Here is a 14358-nt window from a genome sequence, read left to right on the forward strand (position 1 = left end):
GGGCGCACTGGCCAGCGCGTGCAGTCGGCCGAACGGCTCCTTGAGGTCATGGCCACCGATCTGGTCCTCCTCCACGTAGAGGGCGTGGAAGACGGCCTGATTGAGCATGCGCCGCTGCTGGTCGTCGCAGCGCAAGTACAGCTCCTGCGGGTTCTCCAACAGCTTCAGACATACCTCGATCAGTCGAGCGGCCTGGCTCAGGTCCTCGTTGGTGCGGCCGAGGCGTTCGCCAATGCTGGCGCGTCGCTGTTCGATCTTGCGCAGCCGCACCTTGATCTTCCCCTGCGGCAGGGTGCCGTCGGCCGCCAGGTCGAGGAGGTTCTCCTCCTGGTCGTCCAACGCCTTCAGCTCGGCGGTGAGCTGCTGCTTGAGCAAGGTCGCCGCCCGCTGCTCCTCGCCCACGGTCTCGTCCAGGTGTGCGCGCATCTCGTCAACAAAGCCGGAACGGAAGCGGATGGTCGCGTAGTGCCGCTCGACCGCCTCCTCCAGCCTGTCGACGTGGATGTGCGGAGTGTCGCAGGTGCCGTTCTGCCTGCCTCGGCAGAAGAAGTACAGGTAGAGAGCCCCAGCACGGCCTTTGGTCTGCTGCATGATCATGCGCTGGGTGATGCCCGCGCTCTTGCAGCTGCCGCAGAACAGCGACCCCTTGAGGTAGTGGTGGTGTACCCGGCGCTTCTCCTGCGCCGCAGCCCGGGACTCGATGATGTCCTGCACCCGCTCGAACAGGTCGAGCGAGATCAGGGGCTCGTGTCGACCTTGGTATTCCTCGCCCTTGTAGGTGACGATGCCGATGTAGTAGCGGTTCCGGAGCAGTTGGGAGAGCTTCTTGATGCTCACCTGTTGGGCTGGTCCGCCGCGAGGCCGGTTGCGCAACCCCCGGTCGTAGAGTTCGTCGGACAGGTCGGCCAGGGTGTAGTCGCCCGTGGCGTACAGCTCGAAGGCCAGCTTGACCAGCGGCCCCCGCTCGGGGTCGATGACGACCGTGCGGAACTTGCGCCCCTGGGTCGTGTCCTCCACATTGAGGTAGCCCAGCGGAGCGCGTCCGACAGTTCCGCCGTTGCGTGCCTTGTTGGCCATCTTGGCACTGGTGTCCGCGCCGTTGGAGCGTGACTGGAGTTCGTTGAGGATGGCCATCATGCCCTGCATGGCATCGCCCAGGTAGCCGTCGCCGAAGTTCTCCTTGGCGGACACGAGCGTGATACCCAGCTGTTGGAGCTGGGCCTTGGTCATCAACTCTTCCAAGGTGTTCCGAAACGCGCGGCTCATCATGTAGACGATGACGTACTTGATGGGGCGACCCTGGTGCTTGAGCTCACGGAGGTCGTGCATCATCTGCTGGAAGGCGGGCCGCTTGTCGATGCTGGTGGCTGACCGTCCGGGTTCGATGTATTCCTTGACGACCGCTGCGCCGAGCGCGTCAGCCTTTTTCGTGCTGTGGTCCCGCTGGGTGGGGATGGAGTTGCCCTCGGGGTCGTAGTCGGCATCGGTGTCCATCTGCTTCTTGGTGGACACACGCAGGTAGAGGATAGCTTCCTCGACCTCGGCGAAGTCCTGCTCTACGGCGGTAGCAGGGCGGGGGACGACCGAGGAGAGGTGATACGTATCGCCGTCATGAGTGTGACGGTTATCGTAGGCGCTTTCCGATGTGTTTTCTGTGCTCATACTAGTGCGCCTCCTTTCTGTGTTAGTGCTTGTATAGACGGGATGTCTCGGAGGTGTTATTCGGCGCCTGTGTGCGGTGTTCGTCTTCTTCGATACGGCACACAAAATCCTCTATGGCCGCAATCGTCCGCTCGGAGAGATGCCCGTAGCAAGCCCGCAGATGCGCCCCAATACACGACGAGGCCCCGCATGGATCGGTGTAGCCCGCTGCCGCGAACACCTCGGCCGAAGGAACATCAAGTGTGCTGGCCAGGGCCTTCAACGTGTCAACCTTCGGCCGCTGGTAGCCCTGCTCCAACAAGCTGATCAGCGCCGGGCTCACGCCGCTGCTTCGCGCCAACTCCCGCACGCCCCACCCCTTCGCCGTGCGCAGCCGCCTGATATATTCTCCAAACTGCCGAGCTTGTTCTTCCGTCATATCTCCTTGGGTCTCCGTTAGTTACGACCCATTTTACCTCCGAATTGCCTAAATTCCTAGCGTAGCCAAATGGCTACGGAAAGGAATGTCTGAAATGTGGCATTCACCGATAGAAAAACCTAGTCGGCTTTTATCTCCGAACTCTGGGCAACCGCGTCGCCCACAACCAGGGTGTTGAACTCGGCTTCGGTCACCACCTGGTGCCGCTCGGGTGTCAGCCGCCGCTCAGCAGCAAAGGCGGCCTGGAGCGCCTTCTTGCGGTCATCGCTCGGCACTACCCACGCCACCGCTGGGAAGAGCCCGTGCTCGGCCTGGTGGCTGCCGCTGGCGGCGTAGCGCTCGTACACCTGCGCCTTGCGCACCACCGTCGAGGGGTGCTCGGTGCCCCGGTCCACCTCGATAAACCAGTGGTCCTCGAACTCACCGCTGGCCGTGATGGCGAACAGATCCGGTTTGAGCCACGACCGCGCCCCGTGGGGTGCGATGAAGGAGCGCCAAGCGGCGGGTTCGGCTTCCAGAGCGAGCAGCTCCACCACACCACCCCGCTCCAGTTCACGCAGCCGGACGGCGATCTCGGCCACCGCCAACGTGTGGTCGATGAAGCCCCGTGAGGGTTCCAGGTAGCGCTTGCGCTTGGGGTCGCCGTGGATCACCCGCAGCAGCCGCTCACCGGTCGCACCCAACTGCCACACGATGCCGGAGGAGCCAGCTCGCACGCCCCCGATGCGCCGGGTCAGCCGGGCGACCAGCCCCCGGCGCTCCAGCCGCCCCAGCACCCGCATCGCGGCGATGGCCGCCGCTGCCTCGGTGGCGTGCTTCTTGGCACCGTCTTCTTCGGCCTCCTCGGTGTGGTGGATGAAGTGCAGCCGTCGCAGTAGCGCGGTCGTCATGAGCCGCAGCTCACGCAGCGACTCCAAGACGGCCCGATCACGGTCGGAGAGCTGGAACAGTAGATCAGCAACGTTGTCTCTGGTCATGGAAACCTCCTTTGCATTGGTTCGGTGCTGTGGGTGATGCCGGGAGCCGAGCCGTCGCGCAGATGATGACCAGCAGAATGCCGGTCAGTCCCATCCCGGAAGGGGCGAGAAGGCCAAAGCCACCAGGGCAAACGGAAATCCGTGCTCAACGTGAAGACAGGGGCGAATCCACGGGCGAGGAAACGACCGCCGCCTCTGTCGCGGGGGAGATGTGGACACCTCATCGCCTGCCCCTCCGGCGGCGCTTACGCCCAATCCGCTCGCCCTGCGGCTCCTCCTGGTGGGCGTCGTTGGCCGCTGCCTCCGGCTCCGGCGGCGTGGGTACTTCGGCCGCTGGCTCCTCGGCGGGTGGTGGGGCGAAGTTGGTGCGCACCCGCGCCCGCATCGCTACCGGATCGTGCCGAGGCGGTGTCGGCGGCAACGTCTTCACCAGTGCCCAGCCGGACGGCGCACCGTCGGCGACGAGGTTGGCGTAGGCGTGAAAACGCGGCAGAGCGATGAAGTCCTCGACGCTCAAAGCCGGGGCGAGCTGCGCGGCGGCCTGGGCGTCGCCGTACTCGGTGGCGAACTGGATCTTGCTCCGGGCGTTGATGTCCACCGCGCTTCTGAGGGAGGGTGGGAACTGCTCGCGGAACTGCGAGGCCAGGAACCAGCCCACGCCCAGTGAGCGCGACACCGCCAGGGCGTCGGCCAGCCCTACGGGCAAGTGGAGGAAGCGCGGCGCCTCGTCGATGTAGACCACGCCTGGTCGCATGCTGGCGCTTACGTCGTTGGCGCGTTCCTGGGTGGCCTGCCAGATTTCGGCGATGATCAGGCTGCCCAGTAACGATGCTGTCCCCGGCCCGATGAGCGCCTCGTTGAGCGGCACGAGCACGATCTTGTTGCCTTTGAAGACGTCACGCAGCCGGAAGCCGCCCACCTTCCGCACCGCCGTCCTGCCGTCTGGCGCAGCCAGCCGCCTTGACGGCTCGTGGCGCAGTGCGTCGTCACCGTCTCCGGTGCTCGTGCGGCGTACTTCCGTGTACGCCTTACTGTGCTCCTCGTCGCTTCCTCGCACTGCATCCACGTGCGAAACGTGGGGGTCTGTACCTCCTCGGTAGTCGAGCATCTGGATCAGGGCGGGGCGGAGGAGGAATTGCCTCAGCTTGTTCAGCGGTGGCGCGATGGCCGCTGCCTGCCCAGCCGGGGACTGTTCCTCGTACCAGGCCCAGAACCCGGCCAAGGCGACGTCGCCCTGTACCCGTCCGACGTAGGAGCGACGGAAGGCGGCGTCGGTGAACAGGCGCAGCAGGTCGACCAGGGTGGCCGGTGCCTCGGGTTGGCTGGCGCGCGCCAGCGTGCGCAGTCCGGCCGAGAAGATATCCGCTGTCCTCGGCCCCCAGCCGTCAGCGAAGACGGCTTGGAAGACGGCGAGGATACCATCCACGACGACGTCCGGATCACGGCCGGAGACGTCGAGTGGGTTGAAGCCGACCGGGGCGGCGTCGGCGGCGTTCAGCTCAACGACGTCAGATAGGCGATGTTCCGGCAGTCGGGCGAGAAAGTCGTCGATCAGCTGCCGCTTAGGGTCGAGCAGCACCACTGGCCGCCCGGCCTCGGCATCGGCCAACGCCAGATGCAGCAGCGCATTCGACTTCCCCGACCCACTCGGCCCGTAGGCGATGGTGTGAAACGTCTGGTCTTGGGCAGAGATGCCGAGCAGACGCTCATCACCTGGTGCCGCGCTCTGGGCGAAGACCTGTTCACCGCTGTGCACCCGAGACGATGCCCGTAGCGGTTTGGGATGCAGCGGTGGCAAGCCCGGAAGCTCACCGTCGCCGAGCGGCCACGCCAGTAGGCCGACGAGTTCCGAGACGCCCAGCGACAGCGGCCACAGACGCGGCGTCCGCGCCTCGTTCAGGCGGGAAGCCGGTTCGCGTACCAGCTCCAGGCGCACGCCCGGCCCCTGGGCGGTGGTGAGCGCCCCGAGCAGGCTCATCACGAAGTGCCGCCGTCGCTCAGGGGAAGGGCTGGCCGCACCGAGCCGGATCGTGGCCGACAACCCCACCTGTCCGAGCCGCTCCTTGATACGAGACCGCAGCTCAGCGTCAGCCGGACGGACGCCCTTGGTCAGCAGTTGCCACACTGACGTCTGCGGATCCGGCACCTCACGGGGCACCAGCTGCGGTGAGCGGCGCGGCCCGAGCACGACTTGCAGAGCGATAGCTTCACCGCTGCCCAGTCGCCGCGCCACGGCGGACAGCAGCGCTCGCGTGGTTGCCTCGGCCATATCCGACCGCAGCGGCACCCCCGAGGGGCGTAGCCGCAGCCGAGCCGAGGCCACCATCTCTGGCCGCAGCGCAGGCTCACCGGCCTTTGCTGCCACCAGCACTGCGCCGGGGAGGAGATCCCCGAGCAGCCGGCGCAGCCGCGGCAGATCTGACGCACGGCTCCCGATCACGTGCCGCACCCCAGCGGCGTCGGCGCGTACCTCCAAGACGACGGGCGACAGGCCGGGTTCGGCCGCTATCCGCCCCAGCGCCGCACCGACTGACTCCTCCGCCAATGGGCGGGGCAGGTGCAGCGTCCTGAAGGTGAGGGGAGGCTGCTTAGCTGCCGCTTTCAGCATCCCGCCCCTCCTCGCGCTGCTCGTTACGGGCTTCGTGGTCGGCTTCGGCCTGCCGCTCGGCCTCTGCCTGGGCGAGGCTGAGCAGGGCTCGGCCCAGCTTGCGCACGTCCGGCGGATCGCGGCGCTCGCCACGGACGACGAAGCGTCGGTCGCGCTTGGAATTACGCTTGTTGCTGCTGTTCTTTCGTTTCGGCATAGGGTCACTCCTTCCTCTGCGAGTGCCAGTGTTTAAAAAGTTAAACACCAGCGTTCGGCTCTAGTTATTAAACATTTCTGTTTGCGCGTCAAGGTCAAATGTTCATTCCACAACGCGCCACCTCTGTTATTGAATGAGGGTGAGCGTGGTTGTTCCTACCACTGCGACCGGCGCCACCGGATGACGGCGACGATCGCCCAGACCACACCAATGACGAGCGCGATACCGACCAACCACGGCAGCAGGTCACGCAGCAAATCCACCGAGTAGGTCAGCGCCAACATGGCGAACAAGACCAGCAGGCTGGAGCGGAAGAACCACTGGACAGGGTTCTTGAAGGGACTCGGCCCGTCGTCGCTCACCGCAGCTCACCACTGTGGCCGCGACGTCGGTCACTCGGCACCGGGTAGCCGGGAATGGTGAGGTCGCTGTCGACCTCGTTGCCCCAGACGAACCATGGCGCGTTGCTCGGCGGTTGCCTGCGGGCGAACAGCTCCAGGTACGGGCCGGAGGAGAGCCGCTCGATCATGGGGAACTGCTCTTCCGGCTTGTGGCTGTGCTCCTGCACTGGTGCCACCATCCAGGTCGGCTGTGACCGGAACTGCACTGGTGCTTTGCCCCTGGTGGCGAACAGTATGTGTTCGGTGCTGTTACGCAGCCAGTGCCCCAACCCGAGCCGGAACTTCACCCACGTGATTGGGCTGCGTACCGAAAACCCCCAGGCTTCGGCCACCTCGTAGCCTTCACGGATAGTGGCGTTCGTCGTCCACAAGTAGAGGTGGGCGTCTGCCTCGGCCAGGTCGGCCACCGGCATCGCTTTGATGCGCTCCAGGGTCATGAGTCGGTAGTGCCGACTGGCCCCCTTTTCGCCCTGCTGCTGGATATTCCACGGCGGGTCGGCCAGGATGGTCGCGAAGCGCTCCGGAACCGCATTCGGCGGTCGCGCCGGTTGGCTGTCGTCGATGGTCATGAACGTTCCTCCTTTCTGCCCCAGCATCTTTTTTGGCGTGCCGGGTACAGGCGTAGTTATGACGGATAGGGAGAGGTGTGGAAACCGTCTGTTCGGGTGAACCCTCGCCCGGTACTCCGAGCGAACACAGCCCCACACCTCTCTGTTAAACAGATTTCTGATTGAGGCCCACTGCTACGAGGGAATCCGTTGTGGAATGTGCAGCGTCGGGCATCTGGAGATGGTTATCTGGGGTCAGCGACCGAACTCCCCGGTCGCCGGGCGACCAGGCTGGCGAACAAGGCGCGTGCTACCGCGCCGGGCGGATCGTCACGTTCAATGGGCGTCACGGTGATGCGCTCATTGAAGGCGTCCGCGCCCATCCAGGAGCCGAGCACCACGGCATGCACCTCGCCGGGGAACGCCGCCAGCTCGGCCAGAGCTGCGGCCGGGTCGCTGTCCATGAGCAGGAAGTCGGAGAGCACCACCAGCGTGCTTGCGTGCTCGGGGTGCGCTTCGGTCAAGCGCACGGCCTGACGCAGGCTCGGCAGCAGACAACTACTGCCCGCCCCATCCGAGGGCACCGCCAGCCCCGAGCGCAGCGACACCAGTCCACGTCGAGAGATCGCCACTGGCGCCACGTCCCCCCGACACGGCGAGTCGAAGTGCAGCACCGCTCCCAGTTCGTGCGGTGCGGCTCGTCGCGCCACCGCACGGAAGGCGTGTTCGACTTCGGCGAAGCGGTTACTGAGCGGATCGGTACCCGTGGGGCTGATCACCGAGCCGGAGTTGTCGAAGAGACAGATCAGGAGCGTCGGGAAGGAGGCGGGAGCGCCCGGCGACCCGAGCCTGAAGCCCTGGACAGAGGCACGATCGCCTCCGCCCGCGGGCGCCGGCCCGAGCAGCCGCCCCGGTCTCAAGGCGCTGGGAAGGAGCGTCATCGCGCACCGTTCCCGATGTAGCCGTTCGACTCCGACCGAACCCGACGACCAACCCCAGTCCGCTCGTGGGCCGGGAAGCCGTGCCCGAGCACCTGCGGGTTGTTGCGCTGGATACGCCAGTTCAGCGACTCCACCCGCTTGGCCGCCGCCTGCCCACGCGCCGCGTGCTCGGCGTACACCGACCGCGCCGCCGCATCGGCCGCGGCACGCTGGCGGATCGCCCGGTCACCGGCCAGCCTGCGCAGACGCGCCTCAGCCTGCGAAGCCCGCTTCTTGTAGCCCGAGAGCAGGTCGGCCACCTCGTCGGCCGCGTGGTAGCCGAGCAGGAACGACCCCAGCGCCGTTGCCGCCGCCAGACAGCCGAACGTCAACCCCGAGGCTGCCCCTTCGAGACTGCCGCGCAGCAGGAACACCCCGACGGCCAACAGCGCCACTACGAGCAGCGACACCACACTGACGAGTCCCACCAGGCCCAAGCCCTTGTCCGGCGATCCGGAGAACAGCCGCCGGAAACGGAACTCCTCCTCGCTCAAGGTCTCGGGGTCACGCTGGCGCGCACGGGCATTGCGCAAGTGCTTGACCTCCGCCCCGATAAGCCCCGAGCACCCAGCCGCCATACCGGCCGCCACCGCCACGCCCAGGGCGACCGACGGCGCATCGCCGAAGGCCACCGCCGACATGAGGATGCCCGCCGAATCGCCGACGACCAGCAGCGGCCAGCACACCCAGTAGCGCACCTTCGCCCCCACCTCACGCCGCACATCCGGCCCGAGCACCCGCGCCGCCTGCTGGTAGTCGTCACGCGCCTGACGGACGGCCCCCTCCTGGTGGACGAGCAACATCTCCTTCACCGTGGCCGCCCGCTCCAGACCACGCGCCCGCATCACATGCGCCCGCGCCGCCTGCTCACCCTCGGCCGCCCACGAGGCGAGCTGTTCCTCGCCCAAAGCGCGGTATTCCTGCTCGGCGTAGGTAGTACCGATATTCGTCGGCCGCGTGAGCGCCCCGATCTCGTCCAGCCGAGGAAGGGACACCACATCGGCCTCAGCCGTCCACGCATCCACCGACGACGCCGAAGAGAACGGCGAACCAGCACCCGCGAAAGGCTTCCTCATGCCGACTCACCACCCAGGGCGTAGTCGGTCACGGCGAGGCACTTCGCAGCACCCGTCCGCGCGCACAGTTCCTCGTAGTAGAAGACGAGCCCCTCCACCACGGCGGATTCCGGAGCATCGTCGGCCACACGGCCCAACCCGGCCACCGTCACCGACGCGCCGGCCAGGTCGGGCACACTGGTCTCGGCCGCCAATGCCTCGGCTTCCGGCTGGGTGAGCGCCTCGTCGCCGGGCTTGTGCCCGACGGTGTGGAAGCCGTCCGTGAACACCACCAGGTTGAGGCGGTAACCCTCGCCCAACTGGGCAGCCCACTCCGCACCGAGCCGCAACTGCGCCGTGATGTCCGAACCGCCCCCGGGCAGCTCGGCCAAGGCGGGCGCGTAGCCGTCACGGATCTCGCCCATCGCCTCGTCCACCAGGGCGGGCACGCGGCGGATCCGGGCGTTCGGTGTGGCACCGTGCGGGTGCAGCGAGTCGTCGTAGAGCACGGTTGTTGCCGCGCTGGACGAGGAGAACAGCGCCACCCGGAGCCGGGCGCCGTCCTCACCCGCACACACGGCCGTCTGGCGGACGATCCACTCGATAGCGTCCAGGCGCTCGGTGGTGATGGCCTCGCTGTTGCTGGAACCGGTACCGTCCACCAGCATCAGGGAGGCGGGCGGCACGTCACCGCAGGCGGTGAGCATGGCCTGGTGTTCATCCATGACGGTGGGGTCGGGGGCGTCGTCGAGAAGGCCGCAAGCGGAGACGGCGAGCGTCACCGCACCCACGGCGGCAGCCACCACCATGAGCCGCGAGCGGCGAGAAGGCCGGCGCCGCGGCCCAAAGTTGATCTTGAATGACATACCTGATTGCTCCTTTTAGAGAAGGAAGGTTGAGGGGGTGGGCCGGACGCTTCGCACGTCCGGCCCGAGGGAGCCGCTACCAGAGGAAGTCCGCCTCGTTGACGGGCGGCACGACGTCGACGGAGGCCAGCTCGGCGCGCAGGCGCTGGCGGCGGGTGGCCGTGGCGGCTTCCTGCTGCGTCTCGAGGGTGCGGAGGACGTCGACGAGGGAGAGATAGGCGGTGGCGAGGTTGCCGCGCAGGGCGGTGAATTCGCCGACCGTTTCGGCGTTGAAGATGCGGGTCACTTGTTGCCACCCTCTTCCATGCCGAGCATGCGCCGGAGGGCGGCGTTCTCGTCGCGCAGTTCCTTGTTCTCGATGGCCAGGGCCAGGCGGCTGGTCTGCTTCCAGTTGCCGGTCATGACGCGCAGCGTCGCACCGAGCACAACGCAGAGGACGAAGCCGGTGATGAATGCTGCCGTCATCGGGACGAGACCGATGAGGTTTGCTGCGATGCAGCCTTCCATGGGGAGTTCCTTCCGCTGCGAAGCGGAGGGAGGCGCCTCTCTCCTGCCGCCGTTGTTGGCGACAATTCAAGTCAAGCCGGGAGCCCCGTGGCCGTGAAAGGTCGTAGACGGCCAACTTGGCGGCCAATCCGTGGCCGTGAGAGTGGCCGCCAACCTGGCCGTGTAGTTCTTGCAGGTCAACGAGCCTAAGGGTGCAAGGGTCGAGTCATATGCTCATAGGATGACTGTTGATTTAAATGTTTTATTGTCGTTAAATAGAAGTACTATGACAGAGTATAATCAATCGCCAGAAAAGAAGGAGGGGCCTGATAGTCGACGTGGAATCTTTGGGCTCGGAAAACTAACCAATGAAGAGATAGTTGACTTGGGGCGTGGGCTTGTAATGTCTAATGAATTTTATGACGCCGTCCTTGATGAAAACCCGCTGTCGTCGCGAGGATTCCATAGTCTGGATGTAGTATTTCTTAACGACTTGTCAGATCTTGCAGACGAAGACCCTCTTCGGGCTGAGGATTTGATATGGGCCTTCAAAGAGCACGGAACTCCCGAAGCTCTAGACATGGCTGTCATGTTTGCTCCTAAGGTTGGAGAAGCAAACTACCCACTGGCGCGATCTGTGATAATCAAAGGAGAGTTGAGTGATGACACAGGTACTGCAGAGACAGCAATGCAAGCAGCGGCAGAGTTCGCAGCGAATCTCCCGCCTGACTTGAGGGAAGACTTCCAGAGTCATCGACGGGCAGCCAAGGAGTCTCAAGAGCTTCAGTAGACATAGGATGATGGGCTAATAGACCTACAGTTACCAGCTAGTAGAAGTACGGAATCGCTAGCGAGAGGGTCGCAACTCGGTCATACTGTCCATGGAGAGCTGGGTTAAGTGCTGGATGGGGCAGTTGTGAATCTTGAGGAAGAGCTTCTGACTGCGGCAGATCGGCCGCTGCGTGGAGTCTTCAACCGAAAAGAACAAGAAGACAAGGAGAAGCTCGAGAATCTCGTTCGCATTTGTTACACGGTGCGAGCTGAAGCCTGGGGTGATGATCCGACACGGGCGTTGAGGCTTGTTGTCCGGGATGGTGTTAATAAACTCCCTGAAGAATACATAGAAGGGATGAACAATTTCACCTGGCGTGACCTCGGTCTTATTCTTTATGCTCTTCGAGATGACTTGTCTATAAATCCAAAGACGGGGCAATCGTATACCTATAATGACTTGATTCAGTTGGCCAAAGATGAAGGTGAATTTAGAGGATCGAAGAGAACGTGGGGTCGGACGACACAGAGTTTGCGAAAGTCGCTGGCCCATGTTCTTGAGGAGATGGAATCTGAAGCTCTTCTGAAGATAAATAAGCAAGCCATTGAAAGCGATCAGGAAACTTCAAAGGGCGCTGATTCGGGACTGTCAGGTAATGAAGATGAGCCGACTGGGCAACAGTCAAGCCAAAGTGAAGATGGTCCGGCAAGCTATAGTAATTATGGGCTCTTCAACTTCGTTTTCCATGGACCAATAGCTGTCAAAACAATATCTACTACTCTAGCGCTCGTGCTTGTGGCAGGTGGAGCTATCTGGGCTTGGTCTGCTAACCGCCCCGAGGGCGAGGCTCGTGCGGAGAATGCTGGTTCGTCGGATAATGGATTGCAAGCGACCCTTATCGGAGCCAGCAACGAGATCTCTCTGTCAGTAGCTTTTAGGGAGGATCAGGAAGAAATTGCACAGAGTCTAGTTAATGATTTTTCACCAGGTGAACCGATCTTGTCGCCTCAGGCTGTGGAAGCAGGTGGCTATCCAACCGACCTTTTGGCTGGGGTTGACCTGAAAAGAACTGGCGATAGTGAAGTAATTATCCACGATATCCGACCTGTCAAAATCGAATCAGATGCCCCCGTTAGAGGAACATTGTTGAGAACCGGCGGAGGGAATCCACAACAGGTTGAGACCATGCATTTCCTCATGGACGAGCCGGAACCCGTGGCGAGACTAGGGCTATCTGAAGTCTTGTCTGATCCTGGAATTGAAAACCGATACTTCGACTATCAGACTATACGTGTTGGCGATGGGCAGAGAGTTTCGCTCGCTTTCCAAGCCTACTGGTCTTCCTTTGAATTTCAAGTTGAAGTCGAGTACGAAGTTGATGGTCAGTACGAGACAGAGCTTGTGAGGGATCGTGATGGTGACGTGTACGAATTCCGCCTTTCCGCTCATGTTTGCCCGCCAGAGGAAGAGAATCCCTGGGGATTTGAGCCTTTGAATTCTGATGATCCCCCTCACTATGAAAATGTCTGGACCCAGGGGATTCAGTCTCGCACTATAAGGGAAATTGACCCAGCCACTTTCTGCGAAGATGGGATGTAGAAATGATTTCCAAGAAACGCATAGTGAACTTTGGCTCGGTGCTTGGTGTTACAGTCCTACTTCTTCCTTCTCTAACGCAAAGTGGATATACTTCCCCGCTGCCCTATGCGTATGCAACTGAAACAGCACTTGTTGTCATGCGAGGAGGAGATGAGGTGGCACGTGAAGAGGTTCTGTTTAACACCGACTACAGTGAAATTGTCTGGTCGTCTGACAAGATTTATGTATCTGCGGTGGTAGACAGTCCAGAAGATCCAGACGAGATCACTGAGCGCATGGTGATTTCGATTAACTCGGAAACTGGTGAAAGCCATAAAGTTCCGTGTCCAGGATGCCAAAGCATGGCTCCAGTTTCAGGAAGTGAAGTAGTCATCGCCCGGGTGGATCCGACGCAATGGACCCCTGCCCCTATTGCGGGGATACTAGAATTTGATCTTTCTGAAGCCGATCCACCTTCCTTGATGCCTATGTCTTCAGCGCCGAATTTGGGAATGAGGGAGCATTTTGAATCAAAGGGTTTGAAATTTTCCTACGCTGACCTTTCATGGTTCTACGGCGCATTGCGTTTTTCTGGAGGTATTAATGGGGTTGCGCTGCTAACCGAGGAGGATCGAGATGAGTTTTTTCTGATTAATCCAATTGGAGAAATTCCCCTTCAGGAGGTAGGGCATCCTTATTTCGTCGGCAGTACTGGCCCCCCTGCACTCCACGAAATGGTAACTCCACAAAGATCTCCTAGGTTAATGGAGGGGCTTCCTGCTGAAACTATTGATGAGGAGATGGTCATAGCTGCAGTAACTCGTTTTGATTCAGTCTATGAAGGATGTGCTGTGAGTGATGATATATTTTTGGTCGATGTAGAAAGCGGCAGTGTTTCAAGAACAAATATCTCTCCAGCTTACCCCGAATACCTGATTCCTGGGTTTGGTTCTGCTGTTTCTGTAAAGGACCTGTGGTGGGATTCTGGGGGGCGCCTTCGAGCTGTTATTAAGACCTCTCTTTGTGTAGACACTCCTGTCACGCTTTCTGGACCCAGTGAATGGATGCTAGCTAACGGCCAGTGGGTTCAAGTTTCCGATGATCCCGTCTTGTCGGTGCGTGGCCTGGGAGGAAATTCACGAGTCTTTATTGAGCCAAGCGAAGATTCCTCTATGGATGGGGAGCTTTACTTTGAGGCAGGCTCAAATACTTCTCATGTGGGATCTGGGGTTGTCGCTATAGAGGTTGCTGCTGATAATAAATGTTTCGGCGTGCAAGAGGCGGTGTCTGATGATTGGTGTGGTGGGGCGATTGATCAAGGTATTGGAGCAATAGATGGCGTGATCGAGCTACCTATGGAAGCTGATGATTTTTCAATCCCTGAAGTTTCCGATCGTGATGAGTGTGAAGACCCTTTCTTTGTCCAGTACCTTGATGAAAATTACCCTCAACGAATTTCGGAGCAGTCTCTATGCCGTGACGGACTTGCGTATGTTCACGTTGAAGGAAGAGGCCCATGGGTATACGAAGGTAGTCAGGATTTGCTCTTTCATCAAGCTCGCGATGGCTGGTATCTTCTTGGCGGGGGGACGAATAGTCACGGAAGGTTTAATGCGGCAGACGTTCAGGTTTTGGGTGTCTATCCAGATAGAATTAATGAGCTTTTCCCAGAAATGGATCTGATTATCTGACTCCTTGTTTAAAAAATCAGGCGAGAACCCACCCAAACCAACCGCAGTCAGTTCAGGCAGGCTCCCGCCTTCACGCACAACCTCGAAGCACATCGCTCCTCAGCCAGCGTTCACACGCGC

14 protein-coding genes and 1 pseudogene are annotated in these 14358 nt (G+C 61.7%); 3 read left to right on the plus strand and 12 right to left on the minus strand.

Annotated features, from left to right (window positions below; genetic code table 11):
* Positions 1-525 precede the first annotated feature (525 nt).
* From ACFHWE_RS00930 to ACFHWE_RS00985, 12 genes and pseudogenes are all read right to left on the minus strand, one after another.
* Positions 526-1662, minus strand: a pseudogene (locus ACFHWE_RS00930) (recombinase family protein); the annotation flags it as partial.
* A 22-nt stretch (positions 1663-1684) separates the two neighbouring features.
* The gene (locus tag ACFHWE_RS00935) at positions 1685-2080 is read right to left on the minus strand and encodes a helix-turn-helix domain-containing protein (RefSeq protein WP_416598598.1); all 396 of its coding nucleotides are present in this window, start codon (positions 2078-2080) and stop codon (positions 1685-1687) included.
* 119 nt (positions 2081-2199) lie between these two features.
* On the minus strand, positions 2200-3057 hold the full coding sequence (locus tag ACFHWE_RS00940; RefSeq protein ID WP_416598599.1) for a replication-relaxation family protein: 858 nt from the start codon (positions 3055-3057) through the stop codon (positions 2200-2202).
* A 220-nt stretch (positions 3058-3277) separates the two neighbouring features.
* Positions 3278-5665: a type IV secretory system conjugative DNA transfer family protein gene (locus tag ACFHWE_RS00945; protein WP_416598600.1), complete on the minus strand. Its 2388-nt coding sequence runs from the start codon at positions 5663-5665 to the stop codon at positions 3278-3280.
* A complete protein-coding gene (locus ACFHWE_RS00950) occupies positions 5646-5861 on the minus strand; it encodes a hypothetical protein (protein ID WP_416598601.1) in 216 nt (71 codons plus the stop codon). The genes ACFHWE_RS00945 and ACFHWE_RS00950 overlap by 20 nt, the downstream gene beginning before the upstream one ends.
* A 155-nt stretch (positions 5862-6016) precedes the next feature.
* The gene (locus tag ACFHWE_RS00955; protein WP_416598602.1) at positions 6017-6223 is read right to left on the minus strand and encodes a hypothetical protein; all 207 of its coding nucleotides are present in this window, start codon (positions 6221-6223) and stop codon (positions 6017-6019) included.
* The gene (locus ACFHWE_RS00960; RefSeq protein WP_416598603.1) at positions 6220-6831 is read right to left on the minus strand and encodes an MT-A70 family methyltransferase; all 612 of its coding nucleotides are present in this window, start codon (positions 6829-6831) and stop codon (positions 6220-6222) included. Before ACFHWE_RS00960 ends, ACFHWE_RS00955 begins: the two co-directional genes overlap by 4 nt.
* A gap of 224 nt (positions 6832-7055) precedes the next feature.
* On the minus strand, positions 7056-7751 hold the full coding sequence (locus ACFHWE_RS00965) for a hypothetical protein (protein ID WP_416598604.1): 696 nt from the start codon (positions 7749-7751) through the stop codon (positions 7056-7058).
* The gene (locus tag ACFHWE_RS00970) at positions 7748-8866 is read right to left on the minus strand and encodes a hypothetical protein (RefSeq protein WP_416598605.1); all 1119 of its coding nucleotides are present in this window, start codon (positions 8864-8866) and stop codon (positions 7748-7750) included. The genes ACFHWE_RS00965 and ACFHWE_RS00970 overlap by 4 nt, the downstream gene beginning before the upstream one ends.
* Positions 8863-9711: a hypothetical protein gene (locus ACFHWE_RS00975; protein ID WP_416598606.1), complete on the minus strand. Its 849-nt coding sequence runs from the start codon at positions 9709-9711 to the stop codon at positions 8863-8865. The genes ACFHWE_RS00970 and ACFHWE_RS00975 overlap by 4 nt, the downstream gene beginning before the upstream one ends.
* Before the next feature lie 76 nt (positions 9712-9787).
* A complete protein-coding gene (locus ACFHWE_RS00980; protein WP_416598607.1) occupies positions 9788-9997 on the minus strand; it encodes a hypothetical protein in 210 nt (69 codons plus the stop codon).
* The gene (locus ACFHWE_RS00985) at positions 9994-10218 is read right to left on the minus strand and encodes a hypothetical protein (protein WP_416598608.1); all 225 of its coding nucleotides are present in this window, start codon (positions 10216-10218) and stop codon (positions 9994-9996) included. The genes ACFHWE_RS00980 and ACFHWE_RS00985 overlap by 4 nt, the downstream gene beginning before the upstream one ends.
* 220 nt (positions 10219-10438) lie before the next feature.
* Here ACFHWE_RS00985 and ACFHWE_RS00990 point away from each other — a divergent pair, with 220 nt between their 5' ends.
* The 3 genes from ACFHWE_RS00990 (at position 10439) to ACFHWE_RS01000 (ending at position 14238) form a co-directional block, all read left to right on the plus strand.
* A complete protein-coding gene (locus tag ACFHWE_RS00990) occupies positions 10439-10987 on the plus strand; it encodes a hypothetical protein (RefSeq protein ID WP_416598609.1) in 549 nt (182 codons plus the stop codon).
* Between the two features lie 126 nt (positions 10988-11113).
* Entirely contained in the window at positions 11114-12568 is a 1455-nt protein-coding gene (locus tag ACFHWE_RS00995) for a hypothetical protein (protein WP_416598610.1), read from the plus strand.
* 155 nt (positions 12569-12723) lie between these two features.
* A complete protein-coding gene (locus tag ACFHWE_RS01000; protein ID WP_416598611.1) occupies positions 12724-14238 on the plus strand; it encodes a hypothetical protein in 1515 nt (504 codons plus the stop codon).
* The last annotated feature ends 120 nt before the right edge of the window (positions 14239-14358 follow it).

Source organism: Nocardiopsis sp. LOL_012 (assembly GCF_048060475.1).
Lineage (GTDB): Bacteria > Actinomycetota > Actinomycetes > Streptosporangiales > Streptosporangiaceae > Nocardiopsis.

Bases quoted from the DNA above. Each gene is read 5' to 3' on its own strand.
- ACFHWE_RS00935 (WP_416598598.1), bottom strand. From the start codon at position 2,080: ATGACGGAAGAACAAGCTCGGCAGTTTGGAGAATATATCAGGCGGCTG.
- ACFHWE_RS00940 (WP_416598599.1), bottom strand. From the start codon at position 3,057: ATGACCAGAGACAACGTTGCTGATCTACTGTTCCAGCTCTCCGACCGT.
- ACFHWE_RS00945 (WP_416598600.1), bottom strand. From the start codon at position 5,665: ATGCTGAAAGCGGCAGCTAAGCAGCCTCCCCTCACCTTCAGGACGCTG.
- ACFHWE_RS00950 (WP_416598601.1), bottom strand. From the start codon at position 5,861: ATGCCGAAACGAAAGAACAGCAGCAACAAGCGTAATTCCAAGCGCGAC.
- ACFHWE_RS00960 (WP_416598603.1), bottom strand. From the start codon at position 6,831: ATGACCATCGACGACAGCCAACCGGCGCGACCGCCGAATGCGGTTCCG.
- ACFHWE_RS00965 (WP_416598604.1), bottom strand. From the start codon at position 7,751: ATGACGCTCCTTCCCAGCGCCTTGAGACCGGGGCGGCTGCTCGGGCCG.
- ACFHWE_RS00970 (WP_416598605.1), bottom strand. From the start codon at position 8,866: ATGAGGAAGCCTTTCGCGGGTGCTGGTTCGCCGTTCTCTTCGGCGTCG.
- ACFHWE_RS00975 (WP_416598606.1), bottom strand. From the start codon at position 9,711: ATGTCATTCAAGATCAACTTTGGGCCGCGGCGCCGGCCTTCTCGCCGC.
- ACFHWE_RS00985 (WP_416598608.1), bottom strand. From the start codon at position 10,218: ATGGAAGGCTGCATCGCAGCAAACCTCATCGGTCTCGTCCCGATGACG.
- ACFHWE_RS00990 (WP_416598609.1), top strand. From the start codon at position 10,439: ATGACTGTTGATTTAAATGTTTTATTGTCGTTAAATAGAAGTACTATG.